This is a genomic window from Campylobacter sp. FU_497 (assembly GCF_025772425.1).
GTDB classification, from domain to species: Bacteria; Campylobacterota; Campylobacteria; order Campylobacterales; family Campylobacteraceae; genus Campylobacter_D; species Campylobacter_D lari_C.
The window spans coordinates 15,091-36,173 of record NZ_JAKMSC010000012.1 but is presented as its reverse complement, the minus strand read 5'-3'; the positions used below and the strand labels follow the sequence as shown (position 1 = coordinate 36,173).

Genomic DNA, 21,083 nt, shown 5'->3' with positions numbered 1-21,083 from the left:
TTTATAAAATTTTAAATTTAGTTTTAGAATCTTTTTTTAAGAAATATTTCCCTTCTAAGATAACATCAGCAACAGGTGCCCATATAGTCTTTTCATCTACATAAACTATATCAAATTCAGTATTTTTCATTAATCCTTGATAATTTACTTTTTTAGGTGCATGCTTAACTACATAATAAGGATTCATTGCAAAAATTTGAATCTTCATGCTAACATACAAATCAGGATTAGAAGTAACTACTAAAAAACTCTTTTCACATTCTTTTCGAACCTTTTTAACATAAGAAAGTAATAATTGATCATTTGGGTTTAATGCATGTTTATTTAGCCTATTTAAATAAAGCTCAGCAAAAGAAAGCGTGCAAAAAGAAATTTCACTTGCTGTTTTAAAATAAGAGTTTTTAATACTTGTTGATTTTAAAGATTTTTTCCAAATTTCTATATCTAATTTTGTAGCACAAATATTCAAACCTTGCTTAATTTTTTCAAAAAGCTTTTCTCTTGCCATATTAAAACTATTACTAAAAATAGTAAAATTTTTTTCATAAAAAGACTTTTTCATTGCCTCTAATTTTTCTACGCTTTTTGTAAAATAGTCAGCTTCATTTTTAATTTCTATTAATTTTTGTTTTTTACTTTGTATTAACTCTTCAAATTCTTGGCGTTTTTTACCATTTTCAGATTCTAATCTTGCTTGTTTTGATTTTATATCTGTAATTAAAGTACTCATCTGACGATCTAGTGCTAATTTTCTATTTTTCCTATTATCAATCGAAGCTAAAAGTGCTTGATAATGACATTGATGAGATAAAAACACCTCATCATACAAACGCTCCATATTGATATGTTTTTGCTTATCTTTCATATCTTTATATGCCATTTCAAGGTGCACTATGATATTTTTCATCGCAGAAAAATCAGCTTGATTAATAGTATTATCCGAAAATAATAAAGTATCTAAAGCCTTATACAAAAAACGCTTCATAGCAAAAAAATCAATAATATATGGCACCTCATCTGTGTTAATGTCTTTTACTGCATTAATTGACAAGGTTTCATTATAAAAATATCTTTGAATGGCTTGTGGGATAGTTAAATTTAATGTGATTTTATCAAGATTATCATAATCTGTTTCTCTATAAAGTTCTTGAACATAGGCATCACGTCTTGTCAGTCTTAAATCTTCTAATTCATCATCACTATCTGTTTTCCAAAAATCTCTTTCTTTGATAAAATCACTATCTGCAAATTCTTGAAATTTAGAAGGTCTTAAATCGGTAATATGCTTTCCATCGGATCTAAATTCAACAAACATACCAACTGTTGGCATGCTTCTTTTATCATGCCATGCATGTTTATTAAATTCAAAAAATGTTTTTGCTAGATTGATTACTGTTCCTCTTCCAGTAGCATCCACATAAACCATTATTTTTCCGTGCATATCCAAATCCTTGATCTAAAGAAAAATTCAATTCTTATTTTAACTTTGTTTTCATAAATTTACAATTATATTTTAAAATTTCACAAAATAAACATCTTTAGGTATTTTATTTATGTTTTTATATCAATATTTTAAAAACCCAAAACAAACAGGAGCATTTTGCGCAAGCTCCAAAAAATTAAGCAAACTTATAACTTCTCATGTTCAACATGCAAAAAATATCGTTGAAATAGGGCCTGGTACGGGAAGTTTTACAAAGTATATCCTCAAACAAAAAAGCCATAATGCAAGATTTTTTGCCGTTGAAATCAACCCTCACATGGCAAAAAAATTAAAGCAAAATATAAAAAATATAGATATAGAAGTTAATTCAGCAGAATTTTTACCAAATATGTTAGAAAAAAGAGCGATCAGCAGTGTTGATTTGATTATCTCAGGAATTCCTTGGGCTTTATTAAATTCCAAAGAGCAAGATTTACTGCTAAAATCTATTCATGATGCTTTAGAGGAAAACGGTTGTTTTGCAACATTTGCTTATATACTCCCAACACCAAAAGGAAGGGCTTTTAAGAAAAAACTTTTTGCTACTTTTAGCAAGGTAGAAATTTCACCTATCATTTGGCAAAATCTCCCTCCTGCTTTTGTTTATTTTTGTACTAAATAATCATTCCCATTCAATCGTTGCTGGTGGCTTGCTAGAAATATCATACACCACACGATTGATTCCTTCTACTTCATTAATAATACGGCGTGAAATATTTTCTAATAATTCATAAGGTAAATGAGAAAAAGTTGCAGTCATACCATCGCTTGCATTAACAACACGCACACAAACTGCATTATCATAGGTTCTATTATCTCCCATTACACCAACACTTTGCACGTTTAAAAGCACACAAAAAGCTTGCCATGTCTTATCATACCAACCACTGCTTTTTAATTCTTCAATCAAAATCACATCTGCTTTTTTTAAAAGCTCCAAGCTAGGCTCATTTACCTCGCCCATTATACGTATAGCAAGGCCTGGTCCTGGAAAAGGATGACGATAAACTACATCTTTACTTAAACCAAGCTCCATTCCTAAAGCTCTTACCTCATCTTTAAAAATTTCCTTTAAAGGCTCGATGAGTTTTAAATTCATCTTTTCAGGCAAACCACCCACATTGTGATGAGATTTTATAGTCTTACTAGCTCCTACAACCGAACTTTCGATAATATCAGTATACAAAGTCCCTTGTGCTAAATATTTTACATCTTTATGTTTTTTAGCTTCTTCTTCAAAAACTTCTATGAAGGTATTTCCTATGATTTTTCTCTTTTGCTCAGGATCTCTCACCCCCGCTAAACGACTTAAGAAAATTTCTCTAGCATCAATACTAATTAGATCAATACCCAAGGTGTGTCTAAACATATACTCAACTTGTTCTTTTTCTCCGCTTCTTAAAAGACCATTATCAACAAAAACAACTACTACTTGATCTTTTATCGCGCTTGCTAGCAATGCAGCCACTACGCTACTATCGACTCCACCACTTACTGCACAAAGTACTTTATCATTTCCTACTTCTTCTTTGATTTTTTGTGCTTGAGTTTTTGCAAAAGATCCCATATTCCATACACTATCACAATTACATGCGTATTTTGCGAAATTTTTTAAGATGCTTTTTCCAAACTCACTATGTTGAACTTCAGGATGAAATTGTAAAGCAAAAAATTTACGCTTCTCATCTCCAAATACGCAAAAAGGACTATTTTCACTAGTTGCTAAAACCTCAAAACCTTGTGGTAAATTCTCAACCTTGTCAGAATGGCTCATCCATACTGTTTGCTTTTTAGGTAAATTTTTAAACAAGTCGCTATCATTTTGAATATCTATAGTTGCTTTGCCATATTCTTTATGACCTGCTGGGGCAACATTTGCTCCAAAATGATGTGCCATAAGTTGCATACCATAACATATTCCTAAAACTGGTATATTTAAATCAAAAACACCCTTATCGCAAAAATAAGCATCATTTGCATATACACTAGCTGGCCCACCACTTAAAATAATACCTTTAGGCTCTTTAGCTTTAATCTCATCTAAGCTCACATTAAAAGGTAAAATTTCTGCATACACACCTTGCTCTCTTAATCTTCTAGCAATGAGTTGTGTATATTGTGAACCAAAGTCCAAAACTAAAATATCTGCTTTTTTCATCTAACTCCTTTATAAATTTAACAATTGAAATTGTACATACCAAACTATAATAGATATTATATAACCAACCAAAATCGTCCATGCGTATTTTAAATGAGCATTAAAAGTATAAATTCCTTTCATTTTACCCATTACTCCTACTCCAGCAGCTGAACCAAAACTAATCAAAGATCCCCCTATTCCCGCTGTAAGAGTCACTAAAAGCCATTGAGTATCATCCATACTTGGGTTTGCTTTTAATACCGCGCTCATAACCGGAACATTATCTACAATAGCAGATAAAAATCCTACTCCTATATTAATACTAGTAGCTCCAAATTTTGCATAAAGATCAGAAGCATAAGCAAGCCAACCAACAAAATGCAAGGCACCCACAGCAGATAAAATACCGAAGAAAAATAATAAAGTATCCATCTCAATACGCGTCATATAATGAAAAATATTTAAATCTTTTTTACCTTGTTTTCTGTTGAAAAAATACATATACAAACTAAGCAATGAAAGGCCAAAAATCATACCCCACATTGCAGGTAAATCACAAATACTATGAATAAATACCGCCAAAGCTATAGTTAAAAAACCAAGCACAATAAAAACTTTACCGCCTGGTTTAATTTCTACTTTTTCTAAATTATCTTTGTGGAAATTTGGCTTAATATCAGGCACATAACGCGATAACAAATAAGCAGTAAGCAACCAACCAATAAAAGAAGCAGGAAAAAGAGCAAAAAATTCAAAAAACGTGGCTTTTTTTGCTGTCCAAACCATCAAAGTAGTAATATCACCAAAAGGCGACCAAGCTCCACCAGCATTAGCTGCTACTACAATATTTATAGCACCTGGGATTAAAAATTCTTTATTATGTTTATCTATGGTTAAGAGCACAGTAGATAAAATCAAAGCGGTTGTAAGATTATCTGCAATTGGAGAGATAAAAAAAGCTAAAATACCTGTTAGCCAAAATAACTTTCTATAAGTATAACCCTTGCTTACAAGTTTGTATTTTAAAGTTTCAAAAACTGATCTTTCTATCAACGCTTCTATAAAAGTCATAGCAGCTATTAAGAAAAAAACAATTTGTGCAATTTCTAAAATAAGATGATTAACACTTTCTTCAAGTATTTGCGTATCTAAATCGTTCATTACCATATATATACCTATGATAACAAAAGATAAAGTACCTATAAACAAAGCAGGCTTAGTTTTGTTGATATGATATTTTTCTTCTGCTGCGATAAAATAATAACCTAATATAAAAATTATTAAAATACCTATACCCAAAGCACTAAAAGCCAAATTTAACTCATGAGTTTGACCTGCTAATAAAAAGCTAATACTAAAACAAAGTAAAAAAAGTATTCTACTCATATTTCACTCTCCAAAGATTGGAATTTTTTTATTTCCTTTACGCTGCCATTATTATCTTTTATTTCATAAAATGGAGCAGCTTTATAACCACATGCACTTAAAAATATTAATAAAAAAAATGTTACAATAATTAAATGGAAGTTAAAAACGAAATTAAAACAAGTCGTGATGTTATTAATATATTTGTTAATTCTGAAAAATATAAACATTATAGACCTTTAAAAGCACTTTTGCAATATAAAGAGTTTTTAAATTTGTTTAATCATAATCACCAACAAATGATTACTAAACTCTTTATAAAAAATAATACTTTGATTATTTTAGTTAAACACCACATTGCGTATATGGAGCTTAATCACGATAATACCAAAAAAATGATTAAAAGTCTCATAAAAAACTATACTTTAGCTAAACCAATGAGTAATTTTGCAAAGGTAGAAAATATAAAAATACTTAGCGATAAAAACTTTATATCTAAAAATAGTATTTTTGCTGATCATAAAAAAACTCATCTAGAGCTTTCTAATGGAAATTTTAAAAATCATTTTGAAAATCCTATTTTATATAATAAATTTGAAGAACTACGAAAGCTTATAAAAAATGCTTGAAAATGAACTCAAAACCTTGCCAAATTTACCAGGTGTGTATCAGTATTTTGATATACAAGGTAAGCTTTTATATGTAGGTAAGGCCAAGAATTTAAAAAATCGTGTTAGAAGTTATTTTAACTTCACTCCAAATCTTTGCCTAAATCCTAGCAATAGCTTAAGAATTCAAAAAATGATTAGCCAAACACATCATTTAGAATTTATCACTACAAAAAGTGAGGCCGATGCTTTAATACTAGAAAATTCTTTTATAAAGCAACTTCATCCAAAATACAATATACTATTAAGAGATGATAAAACCTACCCTTATATTTATATAGATTTAAATGAAGATTTTCCAAGATTTGAAATTACAAGAAAAATTATCAAAAAAAATAAAATAAAATATTTTGGTCCCTTTTTTAAAGGAGCAAAAGAGCTTTTAAATGCTTTGTATTTATCTTTTGAACTAAGACAAAAAAAATCTTGTAAAGAACTTTGCCTTTTTTATCAAATCAAGCGTTGTAAAGGACCATGCGAGCAAAAAATTTCCAAACAAGATTATGAAAAAATTGTCCAAAATGCTACTCAAGCTCTTTTAAATCCCTTATCTTTAACAAAAAATTTAGAAAACAAAATGCTTGAATATGCAAAAAATGAAAACTACGAAGAAGCAGCTATTATAAGGGATCAAATCAAAACAATAGAAGATTTAAGCGTAAAAATACAAATAGACCTTGCAAAATTAGAAGATTTTGATGTTTTTGCCATATATCATGAAGTAAATATACTCTCTATGGTACGTTTTGTTATAAATAATGGTAGAATAATTAGCTCAAACCATAAAGTGCTAACCCTAAATCATCAAGATGAATTTGACCTAAATGCAGTATATAAACAATACATATTAGAAAATTACACCCAAGATAGCCCAATAAATTCAACCCGAATTTATACACATGAAGAATTTGAAGATATGAACCTTTTGCAAAATTTACTTAGCGAGAGATTTTCTAGAAAATTTCATCTTAAGACTCCAAAACTTGGTGAAAAAAAAGCCTTGTGTGAACTTGCGTTGGAAAATGCAAAAATAAATATACAAAAACACTTAAAAAGTGATGATTATTTATTTTTAAAAGAATTAAAAGAATTTTTTAACTTGCAAAATTATCCTAATTATATAGAAATTTTTGACAATTCTCATATGCAAGGTGAGGCAAATGTCGGTGCTTTAGTAGCCTATAAAGATGGGAAATTTGATAAAAGTTCTTATAGGCACTACCATTTATCCTATAAAAATGATTACGATCAAATGCTTCAAACCCTTAGCAAAAGAGCTATGTCATTTGATAAAAATCCTCCGCCTGATTTATGGTTAATTGATGGGGGAGATGCTTTATTAAAACTAGCCAATGATATCATCAAAAGTTCTGGGGCAAATGTAGATATTTTAGCGATTTCTAAAGAAAAAATAGATGCAAAAGCTTATAGGGCAAAAGGAAGTGCGAAAGATAAAATTTATACCCAAGAAGGTAAAATTCAACTTTCAACCGATGATAAAAAATTACAATTTTTGCAAAAATTACGTGATGAAGCACATCGCTTTGCAATTAGTTTTCATCAAAAAACAAAAAGAAAACAAGATTTGCAAAGTTCTAGATTAATACAACTTGGAATTTCCCAAGGATATATTAAAAATTTTTTAGATTATTATGGTAGTTTTGATGAAATTAGCAAAGCTAGTTTTGATGAATTAAAATCACTTTCCAATGCAAAAATAGCTAAATTAATCAAGGAAAATTTATGATATTATTTATTAGTCTTTTGACTTTAATTTTATGTTTTTTAAATTATTATTTTTTATATCCTATCGATCAAAAACTATTCTTCATTTATACTTTTATGAGTATTTTGATTTTTATCATTGCATGTGTTTATATAATCTTAAAAAATCAAAAAATCAAAAAAAATAAAATTTTAACTCAAGAAATTGAAAAATATTTTTCTTTGCCAAAATCAAATTCTTTAGAAGAATTAAAAGAAAATTTAAAACTATCGTTTGATTTAATCAATAAACAACTACAAGATCAAAAACTACAAAATCAACTTGCACAAAAAGATTTTCAATATCTTATTCAAGGTTTAAATTACTTACAAACAGATAATTTATGCACACTAAAACCAATTTTACAACAATATCACCACAATAAAATTCCCATAAATGATTGTTTTGAAAATATACATGTAGGTATCATAAACGACAATGTTATTGAAAATTTTCTTTTGCAATGTATATTATCAAATATAGGAATTAGTAGTGAAATCACAAATGATTACAAAGAAAAGAATTTTAGCTTTATTATCTCGAAAGAAAAAGTTGGTGATATTTTAAATTTTACTTTTACTAAAATTTGCGCTGAAGATATTATTAATTTTTTAAATGCCAATTTCACACAAGAAACTTACAAAAAAAGAAATTCTTATAATGTTTTGATTTTTAAATCTACTAGTTTTGAAAACGATCTTATTTTAAATATAACCAATCAATTTTACCAAAACAACCAAGCTGTAAATAATTTAAGTGATTTTAAAAAAGCATTACAATTAAATTTCAAATTGATTTTAATAGATTATGAAGTTATAAAATTTGATCTTGCATATATTAGTCAAATTTTGCAAGAATATAAAATAAAAAATCCACAAAATACCATTTTACTTTTTTCCAAAGATAGAGTTAAAAACTGTGATTTTACCAATATAATCTTAAATGATATTAACAAAAATGAATGGTTGGCATTATTAAAAAAATATATTAGTCAAGCTTAGTTCTATGACTTATAGCTTTATGCAAAGATATAAAATCAACATTTTCCAAACTCACACCACTTGGGATGCCTTGAGCTATTTGAGAAAAACTCAAATTTAAATCTTTTAATTTTTCTTCTATAAAAAAAACAATAGCATCAGAATTTAAGCCTTGCGTGAAAGCAAAAAATATTTCTGTGGTTTTATTATGCTCAATCATGCTTCTTAATTTTATAATGTTTTCTTCACTTGTATCATCAAGTACAAAATAAAGCCCATCATAACTTCCACTATCTTCTAAAACCAAAACATCTTTAGAATCTTGAACTATACAGATAATATTATGATTTCTTTCTATATTAGAACAAACTTCGCATAATTCATTTTCACTTAAAGCACCACATTGTGTGCATTTTTTTATCATTCTTATGGATTCTTCAATATGATAAGCAAGTTTAGAACCCAACAAAGGATCTTTTATACAAACATGATATGCAAGCCTTAAAGCAGATTTCTTTCCTATGGTAGGCAATGCAGAAAAAGCAGCTACTAACTCATTAAATTTTTCTAAGCCCTTCAAAATTATTTCAACCTTGAGAAAACAATTTTAAAAGTATGATAGCCATCTTCATAACTATAGGTTAGATTATAACCATGAAGATTGCAAATATTATTAATAATATAAAGTCCTAACCCCATTCCTTCTACTTGGGTATTATGCTCTCTTACAAAAGGTTTTAAATAATAATCAAAAGTTTTTTTAAGCTGAATTCCCTTATTTCTAACAATAATATAATCTCCAGAACATATAATCTCGCAAGCTTTATCAACCGAGTATTTAATAGCATTATCAATTAAATTTTTAAGCATTAAAGAAAAGAGTTCTAGATCAGCAACTATCATAGTATCCTCTTTATAAGTAATCTTTACTTTTTGATAAAAATCATCTCTCATTAAATAATCTTCAGCCTGCTCTAAAATCAAACTCAGATGATAAGTTTGCAAATTAAGCTGACAATTTCTTGATAAAACTTTTTCAATTTTTCCAAATTCATCTATTAATAATTCAAGTCTTTCAAAAATCGCCACCAAACGATCTTTTTGCTTTTGATTATCTAGCATTTCACAAACTATTCTACCTTTTCCAATAGGTGTTTTAAGCTCGTGCATAATCATTCTTAAGAAAAACTGTCTTGATTTTACAAGTTCTTGAATTTTATTGATAGCATGATCAAATTCAAAAGAAATTTCAGAAATTTCATCATTAATCTGAGAATATTCAGATAAAGGTTCAATTTTACCTGCGCTAATATTTTTAATTTTCTTTTTTAAAATTTTCAAAGGCATTAAAGATCTTAATACTGAAAAATATAAAAATATAATCAAAATCAAGCTAAAAAAGAAACTCAATAAAAATAAATACTCAAGACGCGCAGAAGCGTTTAACTCATAAAGATGTTTTGTGTTAAGTTGCTCTACATAGAAAAAAATTTGATTATGATAAATAATAGAAGAAAAGCTTCCATACAAGGAATTAACCCTAAGTACTTTTTCACCTTTGGCAACAATATGTTTTATATTACGCTCATTTTCAACTAATTTAAAAGATTTAGAAAGAAGATACTCATGTATTGAAAAACCTTCTTTTCTTTCTAAATTATATATTATCTTTTCTACAATTTCTTTTTGTCTGCTTTGCTCATTAGTTAAATAAGAATCTATCTGAACCTTACCTAAAAGCACAAATAAGGCACAAACAAATAAAAATGCTGTTGCAAAAAGGACCGTGATCTTAAGGTTAATAGTTACTTTCATCCTATTAATTTGTATCCTATTCCTCTAACTGAGAAAATGTGTTTTGGTGCTTTTGAACTATCGCCAATCTTGGTTCTAAGCCTACCAATAATTACATCTAAACTCTTAGAATCTTTATCTTTTAAACTCTTACAGTGATATACAAGTTGCTCTCTACTAACTGAAAATCCATGTTGTCTTATCATATAACTTAAAATTTCATACTCAGCAGGTGTTAAAACTAAAACTTCATCATTGTAGCTAATCTCATGTCTTTTTTCATCAATTTTAAATGCTGAATTGATGATTTTCTCAGGAGTTTCATTTACGCGTTTTGAACGACGAATCAAACTCATAATTCTTGCATGCATTTCTTTTGGATCATAAGGTTTTGGTAGATAATCATCCGCACCTATTTGAAGTCCTACAATTTTATCACTCAAATCACTTCTAGCTGAAGAAATAATAATAGGAATACTATATTTTTCCCTTATTTCACGACAAACTTCAAGACCATCAAGTCCAGGTAAAGTTAAATCAAGAATTAAACAATCATAGTTTTTTATACCAGCACTCATTCCTAAATACGGATCTTCATAATTAGTAACTTTTATATTAAACTGGGCCAAATATTCTGCCAAAAACTCTGCAAAATCTGGATCATCTTCGATCATTAAAACATTAATCATCTCTACCCCTTTAGTGAAAATATGTTACAAACTTAATATTATAACACATAATTTAACTATTCATTTATTTTTTTGCTAAAATTACAATATTAATTTTTCAAGAGAGGAAAAAAGTGGAACTTAACTATTATGAAATACTAGAAATTTCTCAAACATCAGACAAAGAAACCATAAAAAAAGCTTATAGAAAAATGGCGTTAAAATATCATCCTGATAGAAACCAAGGAGATAAAGAAGCTGAAGAAAAATTTAAACTTGTCAACGAAGCCTATGAAGTTCTTAGCAATGATGAAAAAAGAAGCATATATGATAGATATGGAAAAGAAGGGCTTAAAGGGCAAACAGGTGGATTTAATGGCTTTGGTGATGTTGATTTAGGAGATATATTTTCAAGCTTTTTTGGAGATAATTTTGGTTTTGGAGGCTCAGCACGCAAAAAGGAAAAAGGAAATAAATATCCTCACGATTTAAAAATAGCGACAAAAATTAGCTTTAAAGAAGCTGTTTTTGGTTGCAAAAAAACAATCGATTTTACCTATAAAAGCTTTTGTAAATCCTGCAAAGGAAGTGGCTCAGAAAATGGAAAATTAGATACTTGTCCTCATTGTGGAGGAAAAGGGCAAGTTGGTGTTAGACAAGGTTTTATGACCTTTGTGCAAACTTGTGATCATTGTAAAGGTAGCGGTCAGATTATCAAAGATAAATGTAAAACATGCCATGGTAATGGTTATGAAGAAATTAAAGATCGTATAGAGCTTGATATACCAGAAGGTATAGATAGTGGCATGAGTCTTAGAGTACAAAACAAAGCTAATGAGCTTCCAAATTCTTCTCAAAGAGGTGATTTGTATATCAAAATTATCGTAGAAGATGATGATAAATTTATCAGACATGATGATGATATCTATACCATAGTACCTGTATTTTTTACCCAAGCTGCTCTAGGAAAGACTATTAAAGTTTCTACCATAAGAGGAGAGGCTGATCTTAAACTTCCAGTAGGTGCAAAAGATAAACAAAAATTTGAATTAGCTAATGAAGGTGTTAAAAATATTCATAATGGAAAATTAGGCTCACATATTGTACAAATTGAAATAAAATTTCCAAAAACACTTACTGATGAACAAAAAAATCTACTATTACAACTTGAAAAAAGCTTTGGCTTAGCAGATGAAGAAGCTTTTATAGAACAAGAAAGCTTATTTGATAAAATCAAATCTTGGTTTAGTCACTAAGGAAGTTTTAAAGCCATCTCCATGGCTTTATAAATTTCTTCTATTTTTTGACACTCTAAAAATAACTCAAAAGCAAAAACACCTTGCCATAAAAGCATTTGCATGCCATCTTTTATTGTCAAGCCATTTTCTCTTGCTAAATTTAAAAAAGGTGTATTTTTACCATAAATCACGTCAAATGCATATTTGGCATTTAGAAAAAAACCTTTTAAAATCTCTTCTTGACAAGGTAATTTTTCATCATTTAAACCCGCACTAGTTGTATTAATAATCAAATCAAATTTTTTACTTAAATCAAGTTGGGCATATAAAAAACATGGGTAATTGGTTAAATTTTCAAATCTAGCACTAGAGCGATTTGCTATTGTAACTTCAATTTTTATAAATTTTAAAGCATAAGCTAAAGCTTTAGCCGTACCCCCAGCACCCAAAATCAAAGCATTTTTGATAAGAGAAAAATCTTCAATCGCTTTTAAAAATCCTAGATAATCTGTATTATAAGCATAAATTTTGTTATTTTTATTTAACAAAGTATTAGCAGAGCCTATATGCATAACACTTTCATCTTTAAAATCAGCTATTTCACAAGCTACTTCTTTAAAAGGTATGGTGATATTAGCACCATCTAATTTTTGAACAATTTCTTTTAATTTTGTTTTATCTTTTAGATGATATCTTGTATAAACTGCGTCTTCTTTGAGAGCTTGCAAGGCATTATTATGCATTCTTGGAGATTTAGAATGCATAATAGGATCGCCTATAACCGCAAAAGTTTTCATTTTACTCTAAATGTAAAAGCACCTTTTGCTATTTTAGAACGTACTTTTTCTAACTCAGCCTTTAATTCACTTTCTTTATAAGGCCCAACTAAAACTTTTGTTAGCTCTTTACCATTTACTGTTGTTTTATAAATTTTATAATCATATCCATTTTCTTTAAGTATATTTAATTCTTTTGATTTAGGATCTAAACTATTTAAAGAAAAAACTTGAATATAAGCACCTGCAGGAAGTTGCGTTTGAACACTTGGGGTTTTTATACTCTCAAACAATTCATTTGTATTGCTTTGCTCTGGAGCTTTTGGTTTTTCAACTACATTATTTTTTGGTTTTTCAGAAGGTTTTTGAATTGGTTTTTCTATGGATTTTTCTACAGGCTTAATCTCTTCTTGTTTTTCTTCTACCTTAACTGGCTCTTCTTTTGATTCTACTGTAGTAATTTGATCTAACACACTATTGCTTGGAACTTCTTGCTTTTCCTCTATAGTAGTATTTGTATCGTTCAAAGAACTTTCTTCTTTTAATTTTCTAGCTAAAGCTTCAAATTCATCTTCTTCTTTAGTACTATCTGTAATAGGTAAAGAATTAAAGTTATTTTCATAAGTAGCTTGCTCTTGCGGCTCTGATGGCATTTGTAATGTTTTTTCTTCACCTGGATCATTGATTAGTTTCATTGCTATCATAACAACTAAAAATACAATGATTAAAATAATTGATCTAAGCAAAATTTTTTTAAGCTTTTCGCTTTTATTGTTTTTTTGCAAAATAATATCATCAAATTCATTTTTGTTATTTTCTTCCATTTTTTCATCCTTTCAAGAAATTACATGTGTTTAGACCAAGAGGCACCACGTTCTTTTTGATAAACTTCATAAGGCAGGGTTAATATATTAAATTCTCTAGGTATATCCATACTAGGAAAAACCTTCCACTCTACTGGCATCTTTTGAGAAAAAAGTAAAGATAATTTTGAGCCTAAAGAGCAAGCCTCGTTAAAGGTTGTATGTCCTTTATGAATATACAAATGCAAGTGATTATTAGTTCTTGTTCTATAAGCGGTAAAATTAATAAAACCCTCTTCTCTTAAAACAAGTTGCGCTCTATGCCAAAAACGCTCCGCATTGAAACCATTATAATCAAATACAATATTTTCAACCTTATCAAAACTATTAATCAAAGAATGCGCCACGATTATCTTTTTTTCCATATGCTCTTGTATAACACTAGCAGTTAATGGAGCATTGATTTTCTCAAATTTATCAAAGAAAATCCTACCCTTGTATTCATATTTATTCACTATAGTATCACGCTTTATATAATAATGGCTTGTAACCATTTTAATTAAAGCTAAATCCATTGTTGTAATCAAAATAAAGCCCTTTCATAAATAATAAAATTACTTGCTAAATCCTTTAGTTTAACCTTGATTTCCTCTTGTAGTTTAGTATTTTGTATATCATCTAAAATATCAGCTATATAATTTGCAACAATAGTAATTTGCTCTTCTTTAAAACCTCTAGCTGTTAAAGCTGCTGTTCCAAGTCTTAAACCACTCGTTACAAAGGGGCTTCTAGTTTCACCTGGAACAGTATTTTTATTAGCTGTAATACCTGCTCTTTCTAACGCTAAATCTGCATCTTTACCACTAAAATCTTTATTTAAAAAGCTTAATAAAATCAAATGATTATCAGTACCACCACTGACTAAATCATATTTTCTATCTATTAAAACTTGTGCCAAAGTAGCAGTATTTTTAATGATTTGCTTAGCATAAATTTTCCACTCATCACTCAAATTATATTTGAACCCAACTGCCTTAGCAGCAATTACATGCATTAATGGACCACCTTGAATACCTGGAAAAATTGCAGAATTGATTTTTTTGGCAATTTCTTCATCATTACACATAATAATCCCGCCTCTTGGACCTCTTAAAGTTTTATGTGTAGTAGAACTTACAACATGAGCATAAGGGAATGGACTAGGATGTTCACCTGCTACAACCAAACCTGCAATATGCGCAATATCAGCAAATAAGTATGCGCCAACCTCATCTGCTATTTCTCTAAATTTGGCAAAATCAATCACTCTAGGATAAGCACTAGCACCACAAACAATAAGTTTTGGCTTAACTTCTTTTGCTATCTCTCTAACTTTATCATAATTAATTCTTCCATCAAGCTCAACTCCATAAAAAAAGCTTTCATAAACTTTTCCAGAAGAACTTACTTTAGAACCATGAGTTAAGTGTCCTCCATGGCTTAAATCCATACCCAAAATTCTATCACCAGGATTTAATAATGCCATATACACACCTTGATTTGCTTGTGAACCTGAACTAGGTTGTACATTGGCAAAATTACAATTAAAAAGTTTTTTACATCTTTCTATAGCAATCGTCTCAATCTCATCTACAAATTCACATCCACCATAATATCTTTTACCAGGATAGCCTTCTGCATATTTATTTGTTAAAATGCTACCCATTACCTCCATAACTTCTGGTATGGTAAAATTTTCACTTGCTATCATTTCAAGACCATCGCATTGTCTTGCTAACTCTTTTTGGGTTAAATCAAAAATTTCTTTATCAAAATTTTCCAACATTTACTCTCCTTTTATCTCATTTTTAAGTGGTCTCATAGCTGGGAAAAGCACTACATCACGAATTGATTTTTTATTAATTAAAAGCATAACTAATCTATCTATTCCAATACCTTGTCCTGCAGTTGGTGCCATAGCATAGCCTAGTGCATTAACAAAATCCTCATCCATTTCACATGCTTCTTCATCACCTGCATTTTTAGCTTCAATTTGTTTTAAAAATCTCTCATATTGATCTAGCGGATCATTAAGCTCATTAAATCCATTTGCAATCTCTCTACCTGCGATAAACAACTCAAATCTTTCAGCAATATCTGCATCTTTATCACTTCTTCTAGATAAAGGACTTATGGAAATAGGAAAATCTATCACAAAAGTAGGATTAATTAGTTTATCTTCAACATAATTATCAAAAAGTTCAGCTTGTAAATGACCTAATTCTAATTTTTCATTGGCTTCAAAGCCATCTTTTTTTAGCTTTTCTAAGATTAATTCTTTATTATTAATAAGCTCATCATCTAAACCACCATATTTTTTTAACGCATCTTTATAAGTAATTCTTTCAAATGGCTTAGAAAAATCAATTATTTTTTCATCAAATTCAAGTTTTTTGTCTAAATTTAATTTATCCAAAAGCATAGCAAAAAGCTCTTCTGTTAAATCCATCAAATCATGATAATTATGATAAGCCCAATAAAACTCAATTGTAGTAAATTCAGGATTGTGCGTTAAATCCATCCCTTCATTTCTAAAACATCTATTAATCTCATAAACTGCCTCAAAACCACCTACAATCAAACGTTTTAGATATAATTCTGGAGCTATTCTTAAAAATCTTTCCACACCCAAAGCATTGTGATAAGTCACAAAAGGCTTTGCATTTGCTCCTCCTGCAATAGGATGCATCATTGGTGTTTCAACTTCCAAAAATCCTTTATTATCAAAAAAAGATCTAATATAAGAAACAATTTTAGAACGCAAAATAAAATCTTTTCTCACTTCACTATTCATAATCATATCAAGGTATCTTTTTCTATATCTTTGCTCGATGTCAGTAAGTCCATGATATTTTTCCGGTAAAGGCACTATGGCTTTTGTAGCTATTTGAATTTGTTCCACATGAAGACTAAATTCTCCTGTTTTAGTCATAAAAGGAAAACCTTTAACCAAAACAATATCCCCTACTTCAAGATATTTTTTTAAAATAGCAAAGTATTCTTCCCCTAAAATATTTTGATTAAAATAAATTTGTAAATTATCTTGCTCATCTTCTATATTAGCAAATACTGATTTACCAGCTATCCTAAGAAGCTTTAATCTTCCTGCTAACACCCCATGAGCATTTTCATCGCGCTGATTTTCCATATCTTTAATGTAAGCAAATTTACTTTTATATTCATTTATGCTCATTTCTTTTTTTAAAAAATGCGGATAAGGGTTGATTCCTAGTTCTTTTAATTCTTGTGCTTTTTGAATTTTTTGTTGTTCTAAAATATTATCAAACATTAAATATACCTTTATTTTTTACTACATTGTGGACATAAGCCATAAAGTTGCATTAAATGTCCTGTTAATTTAAAATTATATTCTTTTGCTATTAACATTTGTTGTTGCTCAATAATAGAATTTTCAAATTCTACAATCTCTCCACAACTTTTACAAATTAGATGATCATGATGAGGCTTATTTGCAAGTTCAAATTTCTTTCCTGAAGCACCAAAAGATATAGAAGTAGCCATACCTGATTCTTCTAATAAATTTAAAGTTCTATAAACTGTCGCAATACCTACATTTAGCTCAGGATTTTTTTGCTTAATTTCCACATATAAACTTTCTGGAGTATAATGCATATCGCTATTATATAAGGTTTTTAAAAGCACTTCTCTTTGTTTGGTATATTTTAGACCATTATCTTTAAGTGTTTTTTTAAAACGCTCAAGCAAAACATCATATTCTATATTTTCAATTTGCATTATTTACCTCCGAATTTAGACTTAAATTAGAATCTATAATTTGTTCTTGTATTTTATCTAAACCATTTTGAGTAAAATCCGTATTCATTATAAAATCACCTGTTTGTCTAAGTAATTCTAATGTATAGCTATTTTTAGCATATTTTTCCAAGCTTGAATTTAAAAATTCTATATTATTAATACAAGCTACCAAAATAGCAAAAATCAAAAATATTTTAGCACTACCAAACAAAAATCCACCAATACGATCTATAAAACCAAGACCACTCATACTAAACATTTTTGATAGTATATTTCCCAAAGCCATACAAGCTATCCATATCACGATCAATAAAACTAGAAATCCCGCAAAAATTGCAAGATTTTCATTTTCAATTGCATAAAAATTATTATTAATAATTTCTGCTACTTCTTTAGCATATCTTGAAGCAAGTAAAACCCCACCAACTATACCCAGTAAACCAAAAATTTCTTTAAACAAACCACTTACCAAGCCTTTTAAGCCCAAAATCACAGTTAAGCCCAAAACAAATACATCAAACCACGAAAAATTTTCCATCTACGCTAAACTCCAAATATTTTATTCAATTATTTTAGGGACTATAAAAAATCCATCTTGAGAATTTGGAGCATGCTTACTAATTACATCAAATACTTCAGATTTTCTACTTTCATCTAGTCTAAATGGCGTTCCACCTTTTGTGGTGCTTGTCATAGCCTCCACATCATCAAGTTTTAATTCATCTAATTTTTCTACAAAATTAACAATTTGACTTAATTGTTCTTCTAATTCTTGTCTTTTCTCATCGGCAATTTTTAAAGCACTTAGCTTTTCAAGTTTAGTCAATAATTTATCATCAATTTGCATGATTTACCTTAATTTTAATTTATATCCAAGAAAACTCTTTTTTTTAGATTAAAAATTATAACATAAAATCATTTATTTTTTCATTTTTATATGTTACAATTATAGACTTAAAACAATAAATAATGTTTATTCTTGCTAAAAAAGGGAAAATATGGCTTTAAAAGAAAACTTAAAAGCAGTCCAAGAAGAATTAAGCTCTCAAGAGCAAATGATGGAAAATTTTATTAAATCTGAGCGCTTTATAAAAAAATACAAATACTACTTCATTACGATTATCGTGCTTTTGGTTGCATATTTTGGTGGAAGTTATTTTTATAATCTAAAACAAGAAAGCAATATTCAAGAAAGCAATATAATTTTTAATAATTTATTAAAAAATCCTTCAGATCAAAAATTACTTGAAGATTTAAAACAAAAAAATGCAAATTTATACACCATATTCATCATGGGGCAAAACAATCAAGATCTTAATCAAACTTTAAGTCTTAATATAGATCCTTTGTTGAAACAAATAGTACTTGCTCAAAATAATCAAAAGTCAGAATTTTTAAAAGATTATAATACCCTACTAGCAGGTTTTGAATTTCTAAAGCAAAATGATTTTAAAAATGCAGATATAGAATTTAATAAAATACCTATAAATTCTCCTTTATGGCAGATTATTACAAGCTTAAAACATTATCAAGGAATAAAATGAAACACTTTTATTTATTTATTATAACTTTAATATTTTTTAGCGCTTGTGGCACAAAAAGGGAATATTATCAACCAACACAAACAGAACAACTTCCTTATAACTCACATAATATTAATGGTAAGATTATCAATTTCAATAACAATATAGCACAATTAAATAGCAATTCCTTTATAGATTCCACGGGGAATATTATTAATTTTAAACTAGATAAAAATTATCATATTTTAAATATGCAACAAGAAGAAGTTCTTATTGGCGATAATAATGGAAATTTTAAGATTTTAAATTTACAAGGAGATGAATTATTTTCTCATAAATTTAATGAAAGCGTAGTAAGTGCAAGTATAGATGGAGATGATATAGCCTTGGTTTTAGCTAGCAATACCTTAGTATATGCAAATAAAAATCTTGGTATTAAAATGCTTCAAAATCTTGGTACAGCTTATGCTCAAGATAGTCGTTATGCTAATCCTTATTTTTTAAATACTATTATCATATATCCTATGCTTAATGGAAAATTAGCCATACTCAATAAAAGCACATTAAAAGTTAGTAAAGAAATTTTGGTAAGTAGTGAAGAATTTTTTAACAATATCATCTACCTTCATGTAAAAAATGATACAATGGTTGCTGCAACTGCACAAAAAATCATCGTTGTTACTCCAAATAGAACTTTATATCTAAATGAAAATATTAAAGAAGTAAATATCAATGATAATGAAATTTTCATACTTACAAAAGATGGAAGAATTCTTAAAAATGATTATAATCTTAGAAAAATCGATGAAATAAAATTTCAATTTGCTCTATTTTCCAAAAGCACCTTATACAACAACTCTTTATATATTTTTGAAAAAACAGGTTATTTAATCAAATTAAATACCAATTTAAAAGATTATACAGTATATAAACTAAGTGAAGCTGTTGATAAAAAAAGTTTTATGGCAAATGGTAAATTTTTCTTTCAAAACAAATTTTTACAATTAAACTAAAATGAATCAAGAACTTAGTGATATTCTTATAAAGCATGGAATTATTTTAAAAAACACTGAGTCTTTAGATATTCATGTTTTTAGTAAAAAGAAAAAAATAACTTGTATTTATGGAGAAAATACAAGTAAGCAATACTGCTTAATTTTATTTTCTTTTGCGAAAAGTAAAATTTTAACAAAAGAATGTCTAGAATTTGAAAGTATTTTTCAAAATATAAACCAAACTCTAAATTTAAATTTCAAAAATTATTTTATTTTTCATCATGCTTTGATTTGCTCAAAAGCAAAAGAATATTTAACTACCAAAGGAATTAAAAGTTATGCTTTTATGTGATATTGGCAATACAACCGCAAGTTTTTTAAACGAGCAAAAATTTCATTCTATGAGTATAGAACAGTTTTTACAATATGAGCCAACACAGAAAGTATTTTATATCAATGTTAATCCAAATTTAGAGCAAAGATTGAAACAAAATCCCTTATTTATTAATCTTGCTCCATATTTTAACTTTGATACTATTTATGATAATTTAGGGGTCGATAGAATAGCAGCTTGCTATACTATAGAAGATGGTGTTGTAGTTGATGCAGGCTCTGCAATCACTGTAGATGTTATCTCTAATTCTATTCATCTTGGTGGATTTATTCTTCCTGGTATTGAAAGTTACAAAAAATCTTTTTCTAATATTTCATCACGTTTAAAATATGAATTAAATACCCAAATAAATTTTGATGCTTTTCCCCAAAGAACTGTTGATGCTTTAAGTTATGGTGTATTTAAAAGCATATATTTACTCATAAAAGATAGTGCATATGGTAAAAAATTATATTTTACCGGCGGTGATGGACAATTTCTTGCAAATTTTTTTGATTATGCTATTTATGATAAATTTTTAATTTTTAGAGGCATGAAAAAAGCTGTTTGTGAAAATTTTATACTTTAAAATTTATTTCTACGCCCCTACTCTTAAAATTATAAGCTTTATTTAAACTCAAAACAACTATATTTTGATATCATTAGCAAAAGTAAATATACAAAAGGAATTGATAA

At 28.3% G+C, this 21,083-nt stretch carries 23 protein-coding genes; 9 read left to right on the top strand and 14 right to left on the bottom strand.

The genetic code is table 11. The annotated features are described in order from the left end of the window. Position 1: 1 nt before the first annotated feature. Positions 2-1,441 (bottom strand): hypothetical protein, encoded by a 1,440-nt coding sequence (locus L8W68_RS05940; RefSeq protein ID WP_263675365.1) that lies wholly within the window; start codon positions 1,439-1,441, stop codon positions 2-4. Positions 1,442-1,553: 112 nt separating this feature from the next. Between L8W68_RS05940 and L8W68_RS05935 the strand changes: the two genes are divergently transcribed. Next, complete coding sequence (locus L8W68_RS05935; protein ID WP_263675364.1) at positions 1,554-2,105, top strand: class I SAM-dependent methyltransferase; 552 nt, start codon at positions 1,554-1,556, stop codon at positions 2,103-2,105. Here the strand turns inward: L8W68_RS05935 and guaA are convergent, their stop codons facing one another. Further along, complete coding sequence (guaA, locus tag L8W68_RS05930) at positions 2,106-3,641, bottom strand: glutamine-hydrolyzing GMP synthase (RefSeq protein WP_263675363.1); 1,536 nt, start codon at positions 3,639-3,641, stop codon at positions 2,106-2,108. Positions 3,642-3,650: 9 nt separating this feature from the next. Further along, positions 3,651-5,009, bottom strand: a complete 1,359-nt coding sequence (gene nhaD / locus L8W68_RS05925) for a sodium:proton antiporter NhaD (RefSeq protein ID WP_263675362.1) — start codon at positions 5,007-5,009, stop codon at positions 3,651-3,653. Positions 5,010-5,143: 134 nt separating this feature from the next. Between nhaD and L8W68_RS05920 the strand changes: the two genes are divergently transcribed. From L8W68_RS05920 to L8W68_RS05910, 3 genes are read left to right on the top strand one after another with little or no spacing between them, the layout of a single operon-like run. Then, positions 5,144-5,617 carry a hypothetical protein gene (locus tag L8W68_RS05920; RefSeq protein ID WP_263675361.1) on the top strand — a complete coding sequence of 158 codons (474 nt, stop codon included), beginning with the start codon at positions 5,144-5,146 and terminating at the stop codon, positions 5,615-5,617. Then, positions 5,610-7,403: an excinuclease ABC subunit UvrC gene (uvrC, locus tag L8W68_RS05915; RefSeq protein ID WP_263675360.1), complete on the top strand. Its 1,794-nt coding sequence runs from the start codon at positions 5,610-5,612 to the stop codon at positions 7,401-7,403. The genes L8W68_RS05920 and uvrC overlap by 8 nt, the downstream gene beginning before the upstream one ends. Next, positions 7,400-8,422, top strand: coding sequence for a hypothetical protein (locus L8W68_RS05910; RefSeq protein ID WP_263675359.1), 1,023 nt, complete (start codon positions 7,400-7,402; stop codon positions 8,420-8,422). The genes uvrC and L8W68_RS05910 overlap by 4 nt, the downstream gene beginning before the upstream one ends. Here the strand turns inward: L8W68_RS05910 and L8W68_RS05905 are convergent. From L8W68_RS05905 to L8W68_RS05895, 3 genes are read right to left on the bottom strand one after another with little or no spacing between them, the layout of a single operon-like run. After that, positions 8,409-8,984, bottom strand: a complete 576-nt coding sequence (locus L8W68_RS05905; RefSeq protein ID WP_263675375.1) for a recombination protein RecR — start codon at positions 8,982-8,984, stop codon at positions 8,409-8,411. The two genes, L8W68_RS05910 and L8W68_RS05905, sit on opposite strands and share 14 nt — an antisense overlap. Continuing rightward, positions 8,984-10,216, bottom strand: coding sequence for an ArsS family sensor histidine kinase (locus L8W68_RS05900; RefSeq protein ID WP_263675358.1), 1,233 nt, complete (start codon positions 10,214-10,216; stop codon positions 8,984-8,986). Before L8W68_RS05900 ends, L8W68_RS05905 begins: the two co-directional genes overlap by 1 nt. Beyond that, the gene (locus L8W68_RS05895; protein ID WP_039617824.1) at positions 10,213-10,884 is read right to left on the bottom strand and encodes a response regulator transcription factor; all 672 of its coding nucleotides are present in this window, start codon (positions 10,882-10,884) and stop codon (positions 10,213-10,215) included. Before L8W68_RS05895 ends, L8W68_RS05900 begins: the two co-directional genes overlap by 4 nt. Before the next feature lie 113 nt (positions 10,885-10,997). Between L8W68_RS05895 and dnaJ the strand changes: the two genes are divergently transcribed. After that, complete coding sequence (dnaJ, locus tag L8W68_RS05890) at positions 10,998-12,119, top strand: molecular chaperone DnaJ (RefSeq protein ID WP_263675357.1); 1,122 nt, start codon at positions 10,998-11,000, stop codon at positions 12,117-12,119. Here the strand turns inward: dnaJ and L8W68_RS05885 are convergent. Genes L8W68_RS05885 through gatC form a run of 8 tightly spaced genes read right to left on the bottom strand, consistent with a single transcriptional unit; the run spans position 12,116 to position 18,343 of the window. Next, the gene (locus L8W68_RS05885) at positions 12,116-12,898 is read right to left on the bottom strand and encodes a shikimate dehydrogenase (RefSeq protein WP_263675356.1); all 783 of its coding nucleotides are present in this window, start codon (positions 12,896-12,898) and stop codon (positions 12,116-12,118) included. The genes dnaJ and L8W68_RS05885 overlap by 4 nt on opposite strands. After that, complete coding sequence (locus tag L8W68_RS05880; protein WP_263675354.1) at positions 12,895-13,701, bottom strand: SPOR domain-containing protein; 807 nt, start codon at positions 13,699-13,701, stop codon at positions 12,895-12,897. The genes L8W68_RS05885 and L8W68_RS05880 overlap by 4 nt, the downstream gene beginning before the upstream one ends. Before the next feature lie 20 nt (positions 13,702-13,721). Continuing rightward, a complete protein-coding gene (locus tag L8W68_RS05875; RefSeq protein ID WP_263675352.1) occupies positions 13,722-14,267 on the bottom strand; it encodes a DUF1882 domain-containing protein in 546 nt (181 codons plus the stop codon). Continuing rightward, positions 14,264-15,505, bottom strand: a complete 1,242-nt coding sequence (locus L8W68_RS05870; protein ID WP_263675350.1) for a serine hydroxymethyltransferase — start codon at positions 15,503-15,505, stop codon at positions 14,264-14,266. Before L8W68_RS05870 ends, L8W68_RS05875 begins: the two co-directional genes overlap by 4 nt. Beyond that, positions 15,506-17,008 carry a lysine--tRNA ligase gene (gene lysS, locus L8W68_RS05865; protein WP_263675349.1) on the bottom strand — a complete coding sequence of 501 codons (1,503 nt, stop codon included), beginning with the start codon at positions 17,006-17,008 and terminating at the stop codon, positions 15,506-15,508. A gap of 11 nt (positions 17,009-17,019) precedes the next feature. Then, positions 17,020-17,475, bottom strand: coding sequence for a Fur family transcriptional regulator (locus L8W68_RS05860; protein ID WP_043019516.1), 456 nt, complete (start codon positions 17,473-17,475; stop codon positions 17,020-17,022). Beyond that, positions 17,465-18,034, bottom strand: a complete 570-nt coding sequence (locus L8W68_RS05855) for a CvpA family protein (protein WP_263675348.1) — start codon at positions 18,032-18,034, stop codon at positions 17,465-17,467. Before L8W68_RS05855 ends, L8W68_RS05860 begins: the two co-directional genes overlap by 11 nt. 21 nt (positions 18,035-18,055) lie before the next feature. Further along, positions 18,056-18,343 (bottom strand): Asp-tRNA(Asn)/Glu-tRNA(Gln) amidotransferase subunit GatC, encoded by a 288-nt coding sequence (gene gatC / locus L8W68_RS05850; RefSeq protein ID WP_263662245.1) that lies wholly within the window; start codon positions 18,341-18,343, stop codon positions 18,056-18,058. Between the two features lie 151 nt (positions 18,344-18,494). On the opposite strand from gatC, the gene L8W68_RS05845 reads away from it, so the two are divergent. The 4 genes from L8W68_RS05845 to L8W68_RS05830 are packed head-to-tail and all read left to right on the top strand — an operon-like array spanning position 18,495 to position 20,976. Next, complete coding sequence (locus tag L8W68_RS05845; protein ID WP_263675347.1) at positions 18,495-19,040, top strand: hypothetical protein; 546 nt, start codon at positions 18,495-18,497, stop codon at positions 19,038-19,040. Then, positions 19,037-20,032, top strand: a complete 996-nt coding sequence (locus L8W68_RS05840) for a hypothetical protein (protein WP_263675346.1) — start codon at positions 19,037-19,039, stop codon at positions 20,030-20,032. Before L8W68_RS05845 ends, L8W68_RS05840 begins: the two co-directional genes overlap by 4 nt. Position 20,033: 1 nt before the next feature. After that, on the top strand, positions 20,034-20,366 hold the full coding sequence (locus tag L8W68_RS05835; protein ID WP_263675345.1) for a hypothetical protein: 333 nt from the start codon (positions 20,034-20,036) through the stop codon (positions 20,364-20,366). Then, positions 20,353-20,976, top strand: a complete 624-nt coding sequence (locus tag L8W68_RS05830; RefSeq protein ID WP_263675344.1) for a type III pantothenate kinase — start codon at positions 20,353-20,355, stop codon at positions 20,974-20,976. The genes L8W68_RS05835 and L8W68_RS05830 overlap by 14 nt, the downstream gene beginning before the upstream one ends. The last annotated feature ends 107 nt before the right edge of the window (positions 20,977-21,083 follow it).